The sequence below is a fragment of the Tropicimonas omnivorans genome (genome assembly GCF_031846565.1).
Lineage (GTDB): Bacteria > Pseudomonadota > Alphaproteobacteria > Rhodobacterales > Rhodobacteraceae > Tropicimonas_B > Tropicimonas_B omnivorans.
The window spans coordinates 88,629-106,969 of record NZ_JAVRHL010000005.1; the positions used below are offsets into that span (position 1 = coordinate 88,629).

14 protein-coding genes and 3 pseudogenes are annotated in these 18,341 nt (G+C 62.4%); 13 read left to right on the forward strand and 4 right to left on the reverse strand.

Annotation, left to right across the window (positions count from 1 at the left end; genetic code table 11):
• Positions 1–91 precede the first annotated feature (91 nt).
• Together RM543_RS17580 and RM543_RS17585 are read left to right on the forward strand one after the other, a co-directional pair.
• Positions 92–2,110: a S9 family peptidase gene (locus RM543_RS17580; RefSeq protein WP_311694065.1), complete on the forward strand. Its 2,019-nt coding sequence runs from the start codon at positions 92–94 to the stop codon at positions 2,108–2,110.
• Positions 2,111–2,692: 582 nt separating this feature from the next.
• Positions 2,693–2,869, forward strand: a pseudogene (locus RM543_RS17585) (IS5/IS1182 family transposase); the annotation flags it as partial.
• Between the two features lie 60 nt (positions 2,870–2,929).
• Here the strand turns inward: RM543_RS17585 and RM543_RS17590 are convergent.
• Complete coding sequence (locus tag RM543_RS17590) at positions 2,930–3,220, reverse strand: hypothetical protein (RefSeq protein ID WP_311694067.1); 291 nt, start codon at positions 3,218–3,220, stop codon at positions 2,930–2,932.
• Positions 3,221–3,412: 192 nt separating this feature from the next.
• Here RM543_RS17590 and RM543_RS17595 point away from each other — a divergent pair.
• The 4 genes and pseudogenes from RM543_RS17595 to RM543_RS17610 all read left to right on the forward strand — a co-directional run.
• A pseudogene (locus RM543_RS17595) lies at positions 3,413–3,676 on the forward strand (IS5/IS1182 family transposase); the annotation flags it as partial.
• Between the two features lie 193 nt (positions 3,677–3,869).
• Positions 3,870–4,181, forward strand: a complete 312-nt coding sequence (locus RM543_RS17600) for a hypothetical protein (RefSeq protein WP_311694069.1) — start codon at positions 3,870–3,872, stop codon at positions 4,179–4,181.
• A gap of 735 nt (positions 4,182–4,916) precedes the next feature.
• Positions 4,917–5,492 carry a hypothetical protein gene (locus tag RM543_RS17605; protein WP_311694071.1) on the forward strand — a complete coding sequence of 192 codons (576 nt, stop codon included), beginning with the start codon at positions 4,917–4,919 and terminating at the stop codon, positions 5,490–5,492.
• On the forward strand, positions 5,489–6,418 hold the full coding sequence (locus RM543_RS17610) for a hypothetical protein (RefSeq protein ID WP_311694073.1): 930 nt from the start codon (positions 5,489–5,491) through the stop codon (positions 6,416–6,418). Before RM543_RS17605 ends, RM543_RS17610 begins: the two co-directional genes overlap by 4 nt.
• Positions 6,419–7,032: 614 nt before the next feature.
• On the opposite strand, the gene RM543_RS17615 is transcribed toward RM543_RS17610, so the two are convergent.
• Together RM543_RS17615 and RM543_RS17620 are read right to left on the reverse strand one after the other, a co-directional pair.
• Positions 7,033–8,970 (reverse strand): hypothetical protein, encoded by a 1,938-nt coding sequence (locus RM543_RS17615; RefSeq protein WP_311694075.1) that lies wholly within the window; start codon positions 8,968–8,970, stop codon positions 7,033–7,035.
• Between the two features lie 274 nt (positions 8,971–9,244).
• Positions 9,245–9,574, reverse strand: coding sequence for a M48 family metalloprotease (locus tag RM543_RS17620; RefSeq protein ID WP_311694076.1), 330 nt, complete (start codon positions 9,572–9,574; stop codon positions 9,245–9,247).
• 143 nt (positions 9,575–9,717) lie between these two features.
• Here RM543_RS17620 and RM543_RS17625 point away from each other — a divergent pair, with 143 nt between their 5' ends.
• The 7 genes and pseudogenes from RM543_RS17625 to RM543_RS17655 all read left to right on the forward strand — a co-directional run bounded on the left by RM543_RS17625 (position 9,718) and on the right by RM543_RS17655 (position 16,515).
• Entirely contained in the window at positions 9,718–10,236 is a 519-nt protein-coding gene (locus RM543_RS17625) for a hypothetical protein (protein ID WP_311694078.1), read from the forward strand.
• 643 nt (positions 10,237–10,879) lie between these two features.
• On the forward strand, positions 10,880–11,029 hold the full coding sequence (locus tag RM543_RS17630; protein ID WP_311694080.1) for a hypothetical protein: 150 nt from the start codon (positions 10,880–10,882) through the stop codon (positions 11,027–11,029).
• A 48-nt stretch (positions 11,030–11,077) separates the two neighbouring features.
• The gene (locus tag RM543_RS17635) at positions 11,078–13,855 is read left to right on the forward strand and encodes a P-loop NTPase (protein ID WP_311694082.1); all 2,778 of its coding nucleotides are present in this window, start codon (positions 11,078–11,080) and stop codon (positions 13,853–13,855) included.
• A gap of 63 nt (positions 13,856–13,918) precedes the next feature.
• A pseudogene (locus tag RM543_RS17640) lies at positions 13,919–14,917 on the forward strand (phage portal protein).
• 83 nt (positions 14,918–15,000) lie between these two features.
• Positions 15,001–15,957 carry a phage major capsid protein gene (locus RM543_RS17645; RefSeq protein ID WP_311694084.1) on the forward strand — a complete coding sequence of 319 codons (957 nt, stop codon included), beginning with the start codon at positions 15,001–15,003 and terminating at the stop codon, positions 15,955–15,957.
• A 2-nt stretch (positions 15,958–15,959) separates the two neighbouring features.
• Positions 15,960–16,169 carry a phage head-tail joining protein gene (locus tag RM543_RS17650; RefSeq protein ID WP_311694092.1) on the forward strand — a complete coding sequence of 70 codons (210 nt, stop codon included), beginning with the start codon at positions 15,960–15,962 and terminating at the stop codon, positions 16,167–16,169.
• Between the two features lies 1 nt (position 16,170).
• Positions 16,171–16,515, forward strand: a complete 345-nt coding sequence (locus RM543_RS17655) for a DUF2190 family protein (RefSeq protein ID WP_311694086.1) — start codon at positions 16,171–16,173, stop codon at positions 16,513–16,515.
• Positions 16,516–16,522: 7 nt separating this feature from the next.
• Here the strand turns inward: RM543_RS17655 and RM543_RS17660 are convergent, their stop codons facing one another.
• Positions 16,523–17,977, reverse strand: a complete 1,455-nt coding sequence (locus RM543_RS17660; protein WP_311694088.1) for a hypothetical protein — start codon at positions 17,975–17,977, stop codon at positions 16,523–16,525.
• Positions 17,978–18,341: the final 364 nt, after the last annotated feature.

Consider the following 18,341-nt stretch of genomic DNA (forward strand, 5'->3'; position numbering starts at 1 on the left):
GCGTCCCCCTGTCGGGGGAGCGGCGGGCCCAAGGCCCGCATCGCAAGGTTAATCGCGCGGAACGCGTGCGCTCGAACAAGCAGGACGACCCATGACTTCCATGACCATCGACGCCTTCTATTCCGAGCCGAGCGTGATCGGCACCAAGCCCATCGGAGCGAGCTGGTCAGAGGACAGCCGGACGCTGACCTTCCTGTGGAGCGACAAGGGGGCGCGCGCCCGGGATCTCTGGTCCTGGTCCGATGGCGAGCTGACGCGACTGACCGATATCACAGATGAAGATACGCCGGCCGGCCTCTCCGAGGCCCTGCTTGCGGCGGACGGCACCCCGCTCGTGATCCTGGCCGGCAAGCTCTACAGGGTCGAGGGCGGCACCCTCCGCCCTGTCGCCGCGGACCTTGCAAACATCTCGAATCTCGCGCGCAGCCCGGACGGCAGGACCGTGGCCTTCGTGTCGGATGGGGCCCTTTACGCTCTCGGTGCAGCCGATGCAGCGCCGACCCTCCTTCTGGGGGCCGAACCGCTTCTCTACATCGAGAGCTTCGCCTTCGCGCCAGACGGCCGGACGATCGCCGCGGTGCAGGCCGATGACCGCAAGGTGCGCCGGATCGAGATCGCCTACGATGCCGGCGGCGAGGCCCGCGTGGATCATCACACCCGCGCCTTCCCCGGGGACGCGCTGACCGAGCGCCGCCTTGCCGTGATCCCCGTGGCGGGAGGCGCCCCAGCCTGGTTCGACAGGGCCGACAACGAAGATGCGATCTGGGACTACGGCATCTCGCCGGACGGGGCGACGCTCATGGTGTCCTCCAGCGACCTGTCGATCAAGCACCACACGATCTACACCTTCGATATCGCGGGCGGCACGCGGACCGAAGCCTACACCGCGCACGACCCGGTCAAGATCCGGCCCGACTGGCGCTGCGCCTATGCCCCGGGCGGCACGCTTCTTTTGACCACCGACGCCCCGCGCGGCTTCAACCACCTGCACCGCCTGGCCGCCCCCGGCGCGGAGCTGGAGCCGCTGACCTCCGGGGAATGGGAAGTCGAGGACTTCGCCGTTGCCCCGGATGGCGCGATCTACCTGACGAGCAACGCCGCGCATCCGGCGGAGCGGCAGATCATGCGGCTCGAGAACGGCGCGCTCACCCCTGTGACCAGCGCCCCCGGCCTGCACGTGCCGACCTACGCCCCCGATTTCAGCAAGGCGGCCGACCTCTATTCCAACGACGCGGCCCCGCACGAGCTCTTCATGCAGCCGCTGCCGGAGGGCGAGGCCGTCCGGCTCACGCATTCCCCGCAGGACGGTTTCGACGGCCTGCCATGGGCCTCCGTCACGTATCTGCCGTATACCAGCCGGATCGACGGGGCGGAGCTGATGGCGCGCATCACCCTGCCCGCGGATCACGATCCCGCCCGCCGCTATCCCCTCGTCGTCGGCTCCAACTACTCCGACGCGCTGCTGAACCAGTGGGGCGGCCGCGCCGCGCATCCCTCATGGGGCCTCGACCAGGTCCTGTCGGCACGGGGCTTCATCGTGGTTCAGCCCGAGATCCGGGGCAGCTTCGGTCGCGGCCGGGACTGGAATGCCCCGATGCTCCACAGCTACGGCGCGCAGGACATCGACGACATCGCCGATTGCGTCGCCTCGCTGGTGGAGCGCGGCCTCGTGGACGAGACACGCGTCGGCATCTGGGGCTCCAGCTACGGCGGGCTGATGGCCATGATGTCGCTGGCGAAGAAGCCGGGCACCTATGCCTGCGGCATCGCCGGCGCTCCGGCCACCAACGTCTTCCATGCCTATCCTGAACAGGAATGGATCATGGGGCCGCATCACGGAACGGATTTTCCCGCCCGCTTCGAGGCCCAATCGGCCTACTGGCAGGTGGATACGCTCGAAGATCCACTGATGATCGTCCACGGAACGAAAGACGAGGTCGTTCTCTACTCGGACACGATCGCAGTCATGGAAAAGCTCATCGACGGAAACAAGGATGTCGAGCTCGTCACCCTGCCCGGCGCTGCACATGGCTGGGACAACGAGGGCCTGCCCCAGACGCGCTTCGCCTACACCAAGATGATCGCCTTCCTCGAGCGGCACCTGAAGTAGCCGGCCGGGACCGACGGAGCGGGCTGCGACTTTCCCGGAGACCGGCGTTCGGCACGGTGCCGCCGGGTTCTCCGGATTGGCAGAGCATTAGACGGTCAGCTCAGGCAACACGTGCATCGTTGCGACCAGCGTAGAGGCGCTGGCGATCCCGAGTAGGCGGTGGCCACCAGGCACTTAGAAGTGGACCCGGAAAACGAGCAGGGGAGAGGGCCCTCGCCGACCGGTCGCCAGCATCGTCGCACCCTTCATCGAGCGGTTGATCCCGCCGATAAGCGCGCCTCTACTCCGTAGCCGCGTGATCGGCTGCTCGGTGGATGCATCCTCGCCCACGTGTCTCCGGTCCTGCCAATCCTTCGGACCCTCTTACGTCCACGACGTTTTCACGGGATCTGGAAACGCAAAGCGGCGCCCGAGCGCTATCGGCGTCGTGCGTCGTACTACGAATTCGGAAGTTGGTTGCGGAGGCTCGAATTGAACACTGTTTTATCCCGGCCAGAACCGACGGGATGAATTTCAGTTCGCTCGAACAAGAACTAGGGTCAGGATCCATTGATTTCGCGCGAACATCATGATTCACGGCTTCGAAAGTGGAGCGGATACCACCGTCCTAGCCGCGCCGAGACAAAGATGCATTGCGTGAATTTACTGGGGCGGAGCCTCATGGCACATGACTTCGATCGCCAGGTTGCCGAACTCCAGACCCGCGCTGACGTCCTCAACGGCTACACCGCGCTCGGCATACCTGTCACCGACCCATGAGGTAAATGCTTCTGAGGAAAGGGGAGCTCCAGGCTTTACGCTCTTTGCGCAACACCGCCCTCATGAATCTTCCTCCGGAGTAATATCTATGTCAAAGCCGCTTCTGTTAGCCTTGCTGAGTAGCTGCCCACAATCATCGAAAGCAAACATATACCTGTACCCGTTTATATCAGCATATAGAAATAGTGCTGCAAGATCGACTGGATGGTCGATGGTTTGATTTTCGGTCAGCTCTCTGCTAGTGCTTCGAATGTTCAAGAAGAATAAATCAGATGCATCCGAATCAAGTCCTAAAAAATCTAATTCCGTAGGCCGCTCCTTCATAGTATTGAATGCAATCTCCTCCAACACCGCCTGATCAGATGTAGATAGTAGTCGCTCACAGCTTTTCGGGTTAGAGGTTACGTATAGAGTACCAACCCCGACCCATGGCAGTAGAAAAATACAATCACGCAAGCGCACAGCTAAGCTCGTATTCAAACAAGAAAGTCGACATATCAATTCGCGCGAACGGTGCTTTTGTCACCTAGGCGGACCACCAGGTTATGTAAGCCGGACACTGCCAGAGCCCGGGCGCGCAACGAAATCCTGAGGGCGTCAAAGCACCTGAGCAAGGCGCTTGGGCGGAACTGGAGCGGGTACCACCGTCGCAGCCGGGTCGAAACGAAAATGAACTGCGTGAAGCAGCTCGGCCAGCGGCCAATGTCACTGGACTTCGACCGCCAAGTGGCAGAGGTCCAGATTCGCGCGGCGGTCATGAGCCGCTTCGCGGCTCTCGACATTCCGATGACCGTGGCCGCAGGATAGGTGTGTCTGGGGAAAGGGGGACTGCGGTCACCAGCTGTTTTGTCCAACGACACCCGTGCTGACTGCCCTGGAGAATCATCTGACGGATCCGAGCCTCGTCGAGGAGTTCTGCCGGGAATACGCCGCGGAACGCAACCGGCTTTAGGCCGCCTCCCGGGCGGGGCGAAACGCCCTAGAACAGGAGCTCGCGCGCGTGAAGTCCGATCACGGCAAACTGGTGGAGGCGATCGTGGCGGGCGTGCCCGAAGAGCAGGTGATGGATCGGATGATCGCGCTCGACGACCGACGACCGACGCAAGGATCGCGAGGCGGAACCGGCGAGCACAACCGCCCCTCCCCTCTCCGGTACCATCCTGCAATGGCCGTGACCTACCGGGAGCGGGTCGGGGCGCTGATCCGGGGGCTTGGTGACACGGACGGCATGGAGGAGGCGATGGACGCCCTGCGCGGCCTGGTCGAGCGGATCGTTCTGACACCCGAGGCGGATGGCGGCTTGAGCATATAGCTGCACGGCGCGCTTGCGGCCCTGCTGCATCTCGCGACAGGAGGCGAAGTTCTTTGGCAGGCGGGGGCAGCGACGACCACTCGCGGAGAAGCGAGGCAAGTCACTGATATTGCTTAGTAATTCTAAGTTGGCTGCGGAGGCTCGAATTGGACACTGTTTTATCCCAGCCAATTTTGGTGGGAAGACTGTCAGTCCGCTCTGAGACGAACCAAGGCTACGTCCAAGGTTCTTCAGCCTTCCCCTGTACTGAGTCCCTGATTACGGACTGTTGAACGCGAGATGGAAGGAAGCACACCAGCGCTGAACTCTGCAGGAACGTCCGCGATGCACAGGAAACGGACTTTGCAAAGTCGGAGCGAACCCCGCTGGCCCCTAGCGCGACCGGCCCAGAGCCGCCGTTCGACACCCTGCCCGGTCCCGACCGGTATCGGCCCTCTCCGGACATTCGCTGGGTGGGCTATCGCTGCGATGCAGCTTTCCGGAACCGGCCATCCATGGCATTCTGCGGCATAGCCCGGTAGGCCGAGATCAGCAACGCGGACAAAGCACCAATTCGATACGCAAGAGCCAAGGTCCGCTTTACGAAGGCCTTGTCGAAAACGGTCGTTCTTATCGAGGGCGCAAATGCTGCGGTTCTGCAGTTATATTCGCCATACCTGGAAGCCAAGGGAAAAACTTTGTTGACCTAGGGGGAGCAGGCCATAAGGTATTCGGCAACAGACGTATGGAGGCGACATGTTACGTATTGTTCTGAGTCTAGGTGTCGTGATTTTTCTTACTGGGTGCCTAAATGAGAGGCCAGACCTTGAACCTTCCGTGTCTGAGCGACCAAATCTATATTATGTTGCATCGCCCGGTAGCGACGATCTGACCAAATACCCGGAATTCGCAGACATCATTGCGCGACATTTTTTGTATCGCAAAATTCAGACTTCAGCTGGCTATGATGAATTGTTGGCGCAATCGAAATATGACCGTCTCAAACGCATGCCGAACTTTCGCCGATCTACCGATTACTGGGAGTATCTTAGAATCCGTGATGCACCCAACAGTTTGTCAGCCGATGACGTGAATCTGATCAGGGGCTGGGGCCTCAAACAGGTGCCGATCATCGTGGTCGCCTATCCGGATGGGGAACGTCGTTTTTTCGACAAGCAGATGAGTGGGGAGATGTTTAGCGAGTTGATTAAGAACGGAGATTTTCGCAGCGGTGGTCGCGGCGAAGAGGCGCTCGAGGCGTTTTGGAACATCCAGCGTGCCGAAGACCGGCCTGAACTTGTCCACTGGCTTGAGAGTGCAGTCCTGAGATGATCGAAAAAATAGTACGCATCTCTCTGGTGTTGGCATACGGCCTTTTCGGGATGCCCCTGTCGGCAAATGGCGACACGATTAAGGCGTTCGGGTATGAGATTCTCGAAGCCCCAAGGTCTCTCGCACTCTATACCCCTGGGCGCAGTTGGGTCAGCGGCATCGGTCCCGAAGGCAGCCCTTTGGGTAAAGTGATCGAAGGTGCTGGTCCGCAAGATCTTTCAGACGCCCAAACCAGAAATTTCAAGGCCGGTCTCAGCGGCCAGATCAAGAACTGGGCATCCGGTATCTTCGGCGTCTCGGCCAACCAGATAACATCGATCGAGTTTGGCGGTATCTCTTATGCCCAGATTGAGGATCTTTACTCCACCGCTGCGGCAGGGTTGATTCTGTACGAGGTGATCCTAGCAAAAGAGATAGACGTGACACTTGCCACTGGGGTGTCAGCTGATCTTTCTGTCGAGGACCTCAAAGATCTGGGCCTGAAAGCAACGCTTTCAGGCAGTTCAGGAGACACGTTCAAGATCGCCCAGGGTACGGAGAGCGATCAGCCACTGGTTGTTGGCATAAAGGTCGTATCTCTGAAGTACCAGGTAGATCAAACCACCAACGGAACCATTCCGGCAGGACAAGTCGGTCAATTTCATACCATCGGCATAGATTATAGCGCCATGCTTACCAAATTGCCAAGCCCAGTCCAAGGTACAGCTCAAATTCGGTTCAGAAACCCCGGTATTCCGCATTTCCCGGGGAAGACTGTTGACATGTCGCTGGCAGAACCTTGGGTCAATCCAGTACGTTTTTCGGTAACGGCGGACGCGGGCGAATACGTTTGGGATTTGGTTGAAATGGCCTGGTCCGGAACACAGATCGTCCTGTTGGTCACACGACAAACTCTAAAGATCACGCCAACTTCATCAGGGCTTTGATACCGGGTATGAGCGCTTTACGAGATATGCGTACGACCACCGAAGTTGCGATGCAGGCGCATGGATAATTGCTCCGCGCTCGGTCGCATACGCCTTAGATAATTGTTTTGTCACACCTTTCTCTATCGCCGAAGCGACTAAAAATTCTCGCGCCAGAAATCACTGGAAAAGCTCCTTTTGATCTTGAGACTTTTGGGTTGCCTCCCAAAGGTCGAACGCTCGACATTTCGCGGAGACTTTATAGGATGGGCTCGGAAGAGCAGATCGCCACATTCTGTCTTAGCGGCAGCTTTCGGCATACGAGCTAGACAGGAAACGGGACTACAATCATGCGGGATGTGACAACTATGTTTGCTTTCTGCAGTTGCTGCCGTTCGCTCAGGGCGCGGCGAAGGTCCGCTCCCCGCCCTTCGTGTCGAGGGTCCCCACCGACGCGAACGGCCCATTCCGGATATTCGCCAAGCTGGCCCCGCTGCAGCGCAGCTTTTCCAAAGCGGCCATCGGTGGCTTCGTGCAGCACGGTCTTGCACGTCAAGGTCGGCTCTGCGGGACAAACCATTGTTTGCTGCGTCTTGCCCGAAGGTTCGGTTCCGCAGGGTATGAGTTCGAAAACCCTATGCCCCTTCACCAGCCTTACCCGCCCCCAAAAGCCGCCGTTCAGGCGTTTCGGACTCATCATTGGAAGCAATCATCCGTTTCACAGCATCCGCACGTAGGCGCCCCCCAGCCGTCCCTGACTTTTGCAACCTCTCCAGAACTCCCGAGACAACCGCCCTGGTCCACTCAATCTCGCCTTCGAGTGAGGGGCGCTTACCGACCATCTTCCACCGTGCAAGTAGACATCCTATTGGCGCACGTGGACCTCCATCGCCGTTTGCAATAAGATCAGCCACCCGGTCCGAATTGATGGAAGAAAAACCCGGGTGGCGGTCTAGTTGATCGTTCGCTCCACGCGTTCCGGCGCGGATCCACGGGGCGAAATCACCCTGCTCGGCGGCAGCAATTACGCTCTCGGCTTCGACATTCGCACGACGAAGGCAGTCGGCGTGGAAGCGGCTTACGATATGATCGGCAACCGCCCGGAACTCTGGTCTGTCGTATTCCTGATAGGTTAGGCCGGCGTATGCATCATCGAGTGGATGGCCATACCGCCCCCATCCTGCATATGGACCATGTCCAGCCCCCCCCATTCGGCCACGGGCATCGAGATAGTCGCGGAAGAACGCTTCGATGGGCTCTCCTGCCGTGGGACGGGTTTCTCCGAACCTCGCCAAGCGCGTCGCAATTCCAGCGGAATGCAAGATCTCGCCTGCGATGAGATATCGTCTCGCATCGAGATCTTTCGTGAACTCGACAACGGCTTGCTCGAATGCCGCCTCAGAAAGGTCCAACCCAAACCATAGACGACGCCACGCGGGAGCCGGCTCCTTTCGCCCAACATCAAACCGGCTTTTTAGGGCGTCGGCGATCACTTGCGAATCCGCGTAACCGCTACGTTCCAACGCGGCGACTATCCCGTAGTCAATGGCCGGCGGATCAAGCAAGAACCCATTGTAGCGTTCATCGAATTGCGTCCACCGATCGGCAGCTAGATCCGGATCAGCAGGCCGATCCTCCGGCGCAGATTTAGCTGATTGCATCTGGTTGATGGTAGCGCTCAAGCTGAGATGGAGATAGTTCTCCAGGTCCAAACCGCTTAGGCGGCCAGTTCGCATTTCAATCGCGGGCGCGGCTATCCCGGCAGCAATATGCTTTAGGGTTTCGGGTGCTATTTCTGCGTCCGGCGTCACGCTCATGACAGCCTCGACGCCATCAAGCGCCCAGTTCAGGCTTCGAAGGTTGCCCGTGTCGGATCGGTCGAACACCAGTCGCACGTGATCCGCGACACAGACCAGACGCTCACGCAACAGATCTGAACGACCCACCGCTAGAAAGCCCTTCATGACACCTTCGACATCGGGAGCAACGGTGATGCGTCGACCGACCAGTTTCTCACTGCGGCGCGCCCAGTCAGCATCTTTCCGGGCGAGCAGCTCCTTCTCGTTGGCCACGAGGATCACGCGACCGCCATGGATCTCCACGATCTGGTTCACCAGCCCCAAAAGCGGTGCAAGCGCGCCCTCCGCGCGTTCGAGATCGTCGAAAACGAAGATACGATCTTGCAGAAGGGCCGGAGTCATCAGGTCGTCGACGAGTTCTTTTGCCTTGTCTACTGTGCGCCCGAGTTGAAGAAGTCCAGCGGTCGCCTCTAAGCCGACCCCAGCGATCGAGGCGAGCCGGGAGCCGACGGGGCTAATCTCTTCACGAATGCGACGTTGGAGAGCGGCGACATCGGTTAGGCCGAAGAAGCTGACCCAGATTGGAGGCCGCGGGCCAATTTCGCCTGGCCGCGTCGCTGCAGAGTGGGTGGACCGGTGATCGCCAAAGTAGTGGTTTCGAAGGAACGTCGTCTTTCCCACCCCCCATGGGCCGCTGAGAAGCAACGCGTGAGGCACGCGATGGTTTTCATTGAGAAAGACGTCCAATGCTGAGACCGTCGCTTCGTTCTTCATTCCCACCCCTCCGATGGTGTTGGCGCACACTACTCTCTAAGACGCTAGCGCGAGGAAGAAAGGCCACGTCCACATTCTTCGCTCATCACCGCGCCGGACGTCATCCGCTAGTCGGCACCGGTGCAATCCCAAGCGCATATCCGAAACAACCGAGTGAAGCACTTAAGCGGTGCGCTAGCATCCCTGCCGCCTTTCAGAACGGTCCGTCGGCCGGTGTCATAACCTATGCGGAGCGCAATGATGCGTCCGCTGTGCGTTCCGGGAAAGACGCACTTCATCCACCGCTCCGCATGCTCTCCGCCCTTTCTGGCCGCACGTCGCGCCCGCAGCGAATGTCCGCTCCCCGCCCTTCGTGCCCAGGCAGGCGGCCCGTTCCGCGCCGAGCAGCAATGTCGTAAATAGGCTGGAAGACGGCTTCGCTCATCAGGGATAGGTCCAGACGGTCGGCCTCGAACTCGTGCTCGCAACCGTAGGGGAAGACAATGCCGTAGCGCAGGCCCCGCCCGAGCGGCGCCATGATCTCCTCGTCGAACTCAATGTCGGATTGCCGCAGAAAGACGGCGACCACTCGTTGCAGTGCGTTCTGGGCGCGGGCGTTGGGCATGTCATTGACCTCGTCGGCAAGCTGCTCAACGCCTCGGACGAGCTCTCGGCCGAGGCCACCGCGTCCGACACCTTCAAGGCGGTCGTCACCGGCGATCCCATCGAGGGGCGCGACGTCTACAAGAGCCGGTCGAGTTCCGATCCGTGGCGCAGAACCTCTTCGCCGCGAACCAGCTGCCGAGCTTCAAGGGCGGCGTGGACCGGGGCGTGCAGCGGCGCCTGCTGCTGATCACCTTCACGCGGACGATCCCGCTGGAGGAGCGCGTCGAGGACATCGGCAAGCGCATCGCCGCCGAGGAACCGGACCTACTGCTGGCATGGGCGGTGGAGGGCGCGTCGCGGCTGATCCGCCAGCGCAACTACGCGATCCCGCAGAGTTGCCACGAGGAACTCCTCGAATGGGTGCTGAGCGAGGATCCCGTCGCCGCGTGGGTGGATGCCTGCGTGAAGGTCGTGCCGATCGTGAACGGCGGTCCGATCATCGCTACGCGCGACGCCCACCTGCGCTTCCAGAACTGGGCGCTGGCCGAAGGCTACAAGCCCGAGAAGTTGCCCGCCATCAACGGCTTCGTCCAGCGCGTGCAGGCCCGCGTGGCCGGGATACAACACAAGCGCACCAGCTCCGGGCGGTTCTTCGTCGGGCTGACGGTGACGCAATGGTGACGCACCAAACGGACGATTTGGCCCCTAACCCATTGAGAGTGTTGAGACGACGCACTGGGCTCAAACGTCCAAAAGGATGCCGGGGGAGGTGCGTCAAATCAACACTTTCAAGGGCTTGCGTACGAAACCCCGTCATTCCTGCGTCACCCGTGCGTCACTCGAGGGGCCGAGCCCGCCCGCCCGAGGCGGCGTCAAGGCGGAAGGATCTGGAAAGCGGCGGTTCCTCCCGGGCCGATCCGTATGTGGGGACGCGCAGCGCATTGCGTCGCCAGCGTGAGGGCCGGTCATGCCTAAACTTGACAACCACGAGACCAAGACCGCCTTCGCCGCCCGCGTCGGCCTGACCAAGGGGCGCATCTCGCAGCTGGTGGCCGAGGGGCTGCCGGTGCGCGCGACAGGCGGATCGACGTGGCCGAGGGGCTGGCCTGGATCGAGGACAACCTCGACCCCGCCCGGCGCAACAAGGGCGGCGCCGTCAACTCGACCCGCGCGGCGACGACCCTGGCCGAAGCCAAGCGGCTGCATGAGATCGTCAAGGTCCAGCGCGCCCGGCTGGCGTTGGAGCGCGAACAGGGCCAGCTGGTCGAAACCGCCGCCGCCACCAGGACCGTGTTCGCGCGCGCGTGCCGAACGTGCCGCGCACATGGCATGGGTCCAGCGCACGGCGCCCCTGCTGGCGGCCGAACTCGGCACCGATCCGCACGCCACCTTCGCCGCCCTCGACCGGATGATGCGCGAGCATCTGGAGCACCTGGCCGACCTGCCGCTCGGGAGCTTTGGCGACGGTGCCTGACATCGACCTCGCCTGGCGGCGCGGCATGGAAGCCTTGAAGCGCTGAAGTTGAAGCTGAGCCGGACGGACGGAAAGCCGGCCAGCTTTCTCGTCGGTGCACCGTTTTCCTGGGATCAGGGACAAGGCGTGCCGAACGTCGATGGCTTCATCGACGTCATCAGAGACCGCGTGTCTAGAAGTGGGCCTCAGTTCCTCGATGCGCTGGACAAGGCGTTGGCGAGCGCCGGTGGACCGGAACGCTACCAGACCGCCATGGCGTTCGTTTATGACCAGCTGGACGCGGACGCTGCAGCCGACGTTGTGCGGACAGCCGTCCTACGCGCCCGGACACCAACGGCACCCGCCCTTGATCCGGCCACAGACTTCGATGGTCTGCCGGATGACTGGCACATCTCGCGGGCGCAGCGCGGTCTTGCACAACTCATGAAGCTGAGCCCCGAGCGATTTGCGGGCCCGATCTTCACCACGAACTTCGACCCGCTGATCGCTTTGGCCCTCAGAGAGCGCGGCTTCCGCCCACGGCCTACCGGGATTCCGCTCGATGGCTCGATCAATGCGCCGGTTCAGACGACACAGGACGAGATCAACGTATTTCATCTGCATGGCTACTGGCGCGGCTCGCCCACCCTCCATCGCCCTCAGCAGCTGATCGCAACCCGTCCGCACCTCCGGAACTCCTTGGAGCACCGACTCAACAACACTCACCTCGTCGTCATGGCCTACAGCGGATGGGATGACATCTTCACCACGGCGATCGCGAACTGCCTCGCCTCGGACACCTTCAAGGGCACGGTCACGTGGTGCTTCTACGGCGACACGCCGGCCGTCATCCGCGACGAGAACGAGGCGCTTTTCGAGAAGTTCAAATCGGGCATCCAGCAGGGCCGAATTTCCTTCTTCTGCGGGATCAACTGCCATACCTTCTTCGACGACCTGATCGGCTATCTCGGGCTGACCCCGAATGAACGCGCCGCGATCGATCAGTCACCGCATGCCGGGTGGAACCTCGTCACCACAGAGTTTCTCGCCGCGCAAACCCCGCTCTCGGGCGATGAGGCGGTGCGCTATTTCGACGGCGCCGTTCCGACTTGGCGACACGCTACGAGCCCGCTCATCCCGCGTTTAAGCCATGCCCAGAAGCTGCTCGACCGCATAGCCTCGCCCTCGGTGGGAGCCAGCCGAATGCAGTTGATCCGGGCGGCGGGCGGCGAGGGCAAGTCAACGGCACTCCTACAGGCGGCAGTGGATGCGTTGGACGGCGGCGACTGCACGGTGCTGCATCGGTCGTCCGTCGACGCCGGCCTGAACCCGGACGTCGTGGCGTCACTGGACCCGGACCGGAACTGGCTTCTCGTTGCAGACGACGCAGAGGGACTCGTCGACGATCTCTGGGGCGCCGCGGTCAAGCTGCACGAGACCGGGCGGCAGAATGTCTTCCTCCTGCTCGCAGCGAGAGATACGGACTGGGCTTCGGTCAATTGTGACCGCCATGCCTGGTCGACCCGGCTTCATCGACTGGACGACATCGTCTTGGGCGGGGTCGAGGAACCGGATGCCGCTCTGGTTGTCGATGCATGGGCAGAACAGGGCGATGCTGGCCTGCGGGGCCTGATGTCCTCCAAGTCACGGGAAGAACGCATCGCGCGCCTCGTCGCGGCCACGAAGGCCCAGGATGTCCGTGGAGGCGACGGATCGTTTTTCGGCGGCTTGCTGGACACGCGCTTCTCGTCGAAGGCACTCGTCGATCATCTCGTCCTGCTGATGGATCCTCTGCGGCACCAGCCGGTCGAGGGCGGCAGCGGCACGCTCTACGACGCGCTGCTCTACACCGCGAACTGCCACGCGGTCGGGATGCCGGGACTTGACCGAAGGTTGCTTGCGTTGCTCTGCGACCTGAACGCACACAGTGTTTCGTCGGCAGTCATCTCGCGCTTGGGTCGTGAACTCGGCGCTGCCGAAAGCCGCGGCCACGTACTTACCCGACACAAGCGCGTAGCACAGTCTGTCGTAGAGGCGGGAGCGTCGAAATTCGGTACTGATCTCTCAAAGACCTGGCGCAACCTTGTAACCGCCACAGTAGAGCTCTCACGAAAGGAAAGGGTCGGTGAGAGCTTCGGGTCTATGGTCCATGCCGGCGCACGCCTCAAGCGGCAGCTTCCGGAAGCGTTGGTTGAGGACCTGCGCGGCGAAATCGGGATCGCTGCAGCGGAAGCCGCCGTGGAGGCGATGCCCGAATGGTCGAGCACGGTCGTCGATTTTGCCCGCGCACTGCGCTTCGCTCGATATCCGGATGAAGCATGTGACTTGCTCAAGAAGCGACTGCCGACTCTGAAAGGCACGGTCGATTTGCGCCAGAACATCCGCGGGTATTTCTACGAAGGGGGCACCTGCGCCGGCAATCTGGGAACGCGCCAAGGTTACATTGCGAACGCTTGGCTGGCAGCATACTCCCTCTCCGAGAGCTTGCCGCCCGAAGTGACAGTCGAGAATGCTAAGGTCTCGTGCGCGGGTCTCGGAGTCGCATTCGAGTTTCTTGTCGGTGGCGTGGCGGACGGAAACTTTGCGAAAAGCCGACGGGCAGCGACCGAACTTGGCTGGCAGACCAAACCGGACCCTCGCACCGCAGGGTATTTCGAGCGGCACGAGAGCGAGCTTGATGCTATCGGGACGCCAAAGCCCGCGGACAACGACGAAGCGCTCGTGTGGCTCGCCACCGCCGCCCACGCCGCTTGGCAAGAGCTTGAGGATCCCTTCCTCAAGAACAAGCTGAAGAGCGATGGGCAGTTTACTTTCACCAAGCTACGGAAACTCCTCGACCGGGGGTGATGGTTTCTCCGCCATCAGCGCCGACAATCGTCACGATGGCTATTCCCAAACATTCCCAATAGCTTGAGGGTTCGTTTCGGGCGATTCTGTCGTCCATGCGGACCTTTCTCCATCGCCTTTTCGGCCACGCGCGCTCGCGGCTTCGACGCTGCGGGTGGCGGGTGGCGTTGGGAGGGGGCGCGGACGGTCGATGGGCTGAACGCGGCGATCCTTGCGGGCGCGACCACGGCGGCGCGGCGGGCCGGGTGGTATGCGCGGAACAACCCCTGGGTCGCGACGGCGGTGGACAGCCTGGTCGGCAATGTCGTCGGCGCCGGGATCAAGCCGCAGTCCGCCCATCCCGACCGGGCGGTGCGCGAACGGCAGCAGGCGCTCTGGCTGCGCTGGACGGATCACGCCGCCCCGGACGGGCTGGCGGATTTCTACGGGCTGCAGGCCATGGCCGTGCGCGCGATGGTCGAGAGTGGCGAGAGCTTCGCCCGGCTGCGCGTCGCCAGCGACGCCGCCGGCATTCCCCTCCACATCGAGCTTCTGGATCGCGAGCAGGTTCCCATGGACCTGCACCGCGAGATCGGCGGCGGGGCGCGGATCCGCGCGGGCATCGAGTTCAATGCCGCCGGTCGCCGGGTCGCCTTCCGGGTCTTGTCCTCCCGCCCGGGCGATCCGCTGGGGTCTTTCCGCATGGACCCGCTCCGCGTCCCCGTCGCCGATTGTCTGCACCTGTTCAAGCCGCTCGCCGCGGGCCAGCTGCGCGGCATCACCTGACTCGCGCCGGTGCTGCTGCGGCTGCACGAGCTCGACCAGTTCGAGGACGCCGCGCTCGCTAAGGCCAAGGTCGCGGCGCTGTTCACCGGCTTCATCACCGATCCCGACGGCACGGCGGGCGGGCTCTCGGGCACCAATACCGGCGGCGCGCTGACCGTCGGCATGGAGCCCGGCAGCCTGATCCCGCTGCCGCCCGGCACCGACATCCGCTTCTCGAACCCGACCGAGCACGACGCCTACGCGCCCTTCGTGAAGAACCACCTGCGTGCCGTCGCCGCGGGGCTGGGCCTGCCCTAGTAGCTGGTCTCGGGCGACCTGGAGGGCGTCACCTATTCCTTGATCCGCGCGGGGCTCATCGAGTTCCGGCGCCGCCCGTAGACATGGCGAAGGAGCTGCTGACGCTAGGCGGCGACTCCACAATGGCGCTGTCGCCCGCGAGCCTAGTGACCCGCGCGCTGCACACCACCTCCGACTTTCCGATCATCCTCGGGGACACGGTGGGCCGGGTGCTACGCGACGCCTACCAGGCCGCGCCCTCGGGCATCCGCCGCCTCGGCCGCCAGACCACGGCGCGGGACTTCCGCGCGATGAACAAGATCATGCTGGGCGAGGCGCCGCTGCTGGAGAAGCTCAACGAGCACGGCGAGATCAAGGCCGGGACGATGGCCGAGGCGCGCGAGGCCTACAAGGTCGAGACCTGGGCGCGAAAGATCGGCATCACCGGGCAGGTGCTGGTGAACGACGACCTCGGCGCCTTCTCCGACCTCGCCCGGCGCATGGGTCAGGCCGCGGCCGAGACCGAAGCGCGGATCCTCGTGACCCTTCTCGAGGCGGGCAGCGACAACGGCCAAACGCTGTCGGACGGCAAGACGCTGTTTCACGCCGATCACGGCAAAAAGGCGGGCCCGGGTGCTGTGATCTCCGACGCGACGCTCTCGGCGGCCCGGCTGGCGCTGGCGCTGCGCACCCAGAAGGGCATCGAGGATCGGACGATCCGCGCGACGCCGCGCAACCTGCTGGTCCCGCGCGCGCGGGAGACTACGGCCGAAAAGTGGCCGGCGAGCATCGCGCCCGCCACGGCGGTCGACGTGAACCCGTTCTTGGGGTCGCTCTCGCTGGTAGTGGAACCGCGCCTGTCCTCGGCCACGCGCTGGTATGTCACCGCCGATCCCGGCGAGATCGACGGGCTCGAGTTCGCCTACCTCTCGGGCGCCGAGGGCCCGCAGGTCGTAAGCCGCTCGGGCTGGGACGTGGATGGGGTCGAGATCCGGGTGATCCTCGATTTCGGGGCGGGCTTCATCGACCATCGGGGCTGGTTCATGAACGCCGGGGCGTGAGCATGGCCGACCTCGTCCAGCTCACCGCCTGGCGGGACGCTCTGATGGCCGCGCGCTACCAGGGCGTCCGCACCGTCGAATACGACGGTAAGCGCATCACCTATGCGAGCGATGGCGAGATGGCCGCCGCGCTCGCGGACCTCAACCGGCAGATCGCAGGGGCGACCGACCGCATCTCGGTCGTCCGCATCCAATCCTCGAAAGGGCTCTGATATGAAGAACTACCTCCAGAACGGCCACATAGTCCGCGTCACCACGCCCGCTGGCGGCATCGCCTCCGGCGACCCGCTGATCGTCGGCAGCATCTTCGGCATCGCTGCCTATTCCTCGGCCGAGGGCGACCCGGTCGAACTCTCCACCACCGGCGTGTTCCAGCTGCCGAAAGCCAGCGCGGCGGTGCTGACGGTCGGTGCCCGCGTGGCGTGGGACAACACGGCGAAGGAAGTGAACACCCCAGCGGCCGGGCGCTTCCCCATCGGCGTGGCGGTCGAAGCCGCCGGGAACGGCGTCACCAGCGTCGCTGTGCGGCTGGATGGCATCGCGACGGAGGCGGCGTAAGGGCCGCTCAATCACCAAGCTTGGTGATGCCGAGAGTGCGTTCGATCTGCTTCCGAAGATTCTTGAGGCCCCTGTTCTCGCTCGGAGTCTTCGGAAGCGTGATTGAATCGAGGCCGTCGTAGCCCTTGTTGGCCTCAAGTCGGATGTGCTTGTTGTCCGACTTCTCCGAATACCCATGCCGGGCAAGAAGGGCCGTCAGTTCACTGGCGACGCGCTTCGGGTCTGTGGTTGCCCTGGCGAGATCTTGGGAAAGTTCAGCAAGCGCGGGGGACCCGGGCAGACGGTCGACAACGCGTTGCAGAATAACCTTGGTCCTTACATCCAGCCCAATCTGTTCAGCAGCAAACAAGGTCGTTTTCGCTGCAAACCGTAGTCTGTCGGAAATCTCTCCCGAGTAAACCTCCGGCCCAATCCGCTGAACGAGATTGTCGGATGAGAACTCGGCCTCATCCGTTCCAAGGCTCGCAGCCGGGCCAGCGCTTAGTTGCTGCTCAAGTTGGCGAATTCGGTCCTGGAGGTTCTCGATCTCGTCGAGGTACAGCTTTTCGTTCTCGGCCGCCGTCAGCCTGTTCCTGTCGCGCTCACGCTGGGCGCGGAGAGCTTGCTCCTGCAGCTCGGTCCAGTCCCAACCGAATGCCGGCATCTGACTTCGCAGGGCTGATGCCGCCGATCTGACCGCCGTAGCCAGTTCGTCCCCGTTTTGGATCTGCCAGCCGACGTAATATCGCCTGGCGATTCCTTGTCCGGGGACTGATAAGCCAACCGTGCCACCGTAGGCGTTCCGGGCCTCAGTCGCATCGCGAAGGTCAAACGAGAAAGCTCGATCCGGCTCGACAACGACATGGGCGATTCCGCCGAGGTCGTAGGCCAGCTTCTCAATGTCCTGCCGGCCGAGCAGCCAAGAACCGTTCCCGGTAGCCGAAACGTAGACAGTCGGTAGCCATTTCGCCGCCTCGCCCAAAGTCACCGACTTGGCAGTCGCGATTCCTGCGTCGGTGCCCTCAAGCCAGACCGGCTGATCGCTGACACCGATCCCTTGGTCCGTGCCGCCCCATCCGCTCTTCAGTAGCGCCTTGATGAGATATGGTTTTCGAGGAGTATCGAGCCGAGCTCCAGGCGTCGTAGCAATGCACTGGGTCCTAAGGCGGACGAGATCCTGTCCACCATCCGCTGCACTGCGTTTCAGTACACATTCCGTTCGCCAAGAACGCCCAAGATCATCCGGAAGATCATGTCGAATTCCGATCGCAGTGCAGCCATCACCGGTCCGCAACTCCCGCATGCGAAGTTCCTCGCCGGTATTCGAGCGAACGTGCACATTGGCACCGTCGAGTTCTGCCTCAGAGTCTTTCGAAAGAACCGTCTGGTGCCGCATGCCACGGATCCAAGCGACCACTTCCGCCACGAAGGCAGCCCGGTTGTCGCTGGGGATAACAGGGAACTCGGTCGAGAATGGAAGCATATCGGAAGGATCGAGAATCTACGGCCAGCGGTCAATCCACAAAGGCGACTACTGGCGAAGATGGTACGAGCTGGCAGCGCGAACGCCCCGCGAACATCGCCCGGCCCCGTGTCGCATCCGTGTTGCACGGAAGAATTGGGGCTGATCGTAAGCGTTTGGAATCTTTGGGGAGTGTTCGGGACAGGCTTGCAGCACGACGCGACACGCAGAAGCCGCCCTGAGGGCGGCCTAAGTGTTTGATATTTCGAAGGAACGTTTGGTTGCGGGGGCTCGAATTGGACATTGTTTTATCCCGGCCAGAACCGACGGGATGAAGTTCAGTCCGCTCTGACAAGAACCAGGGCTACGTCCGACGTTCTTCACC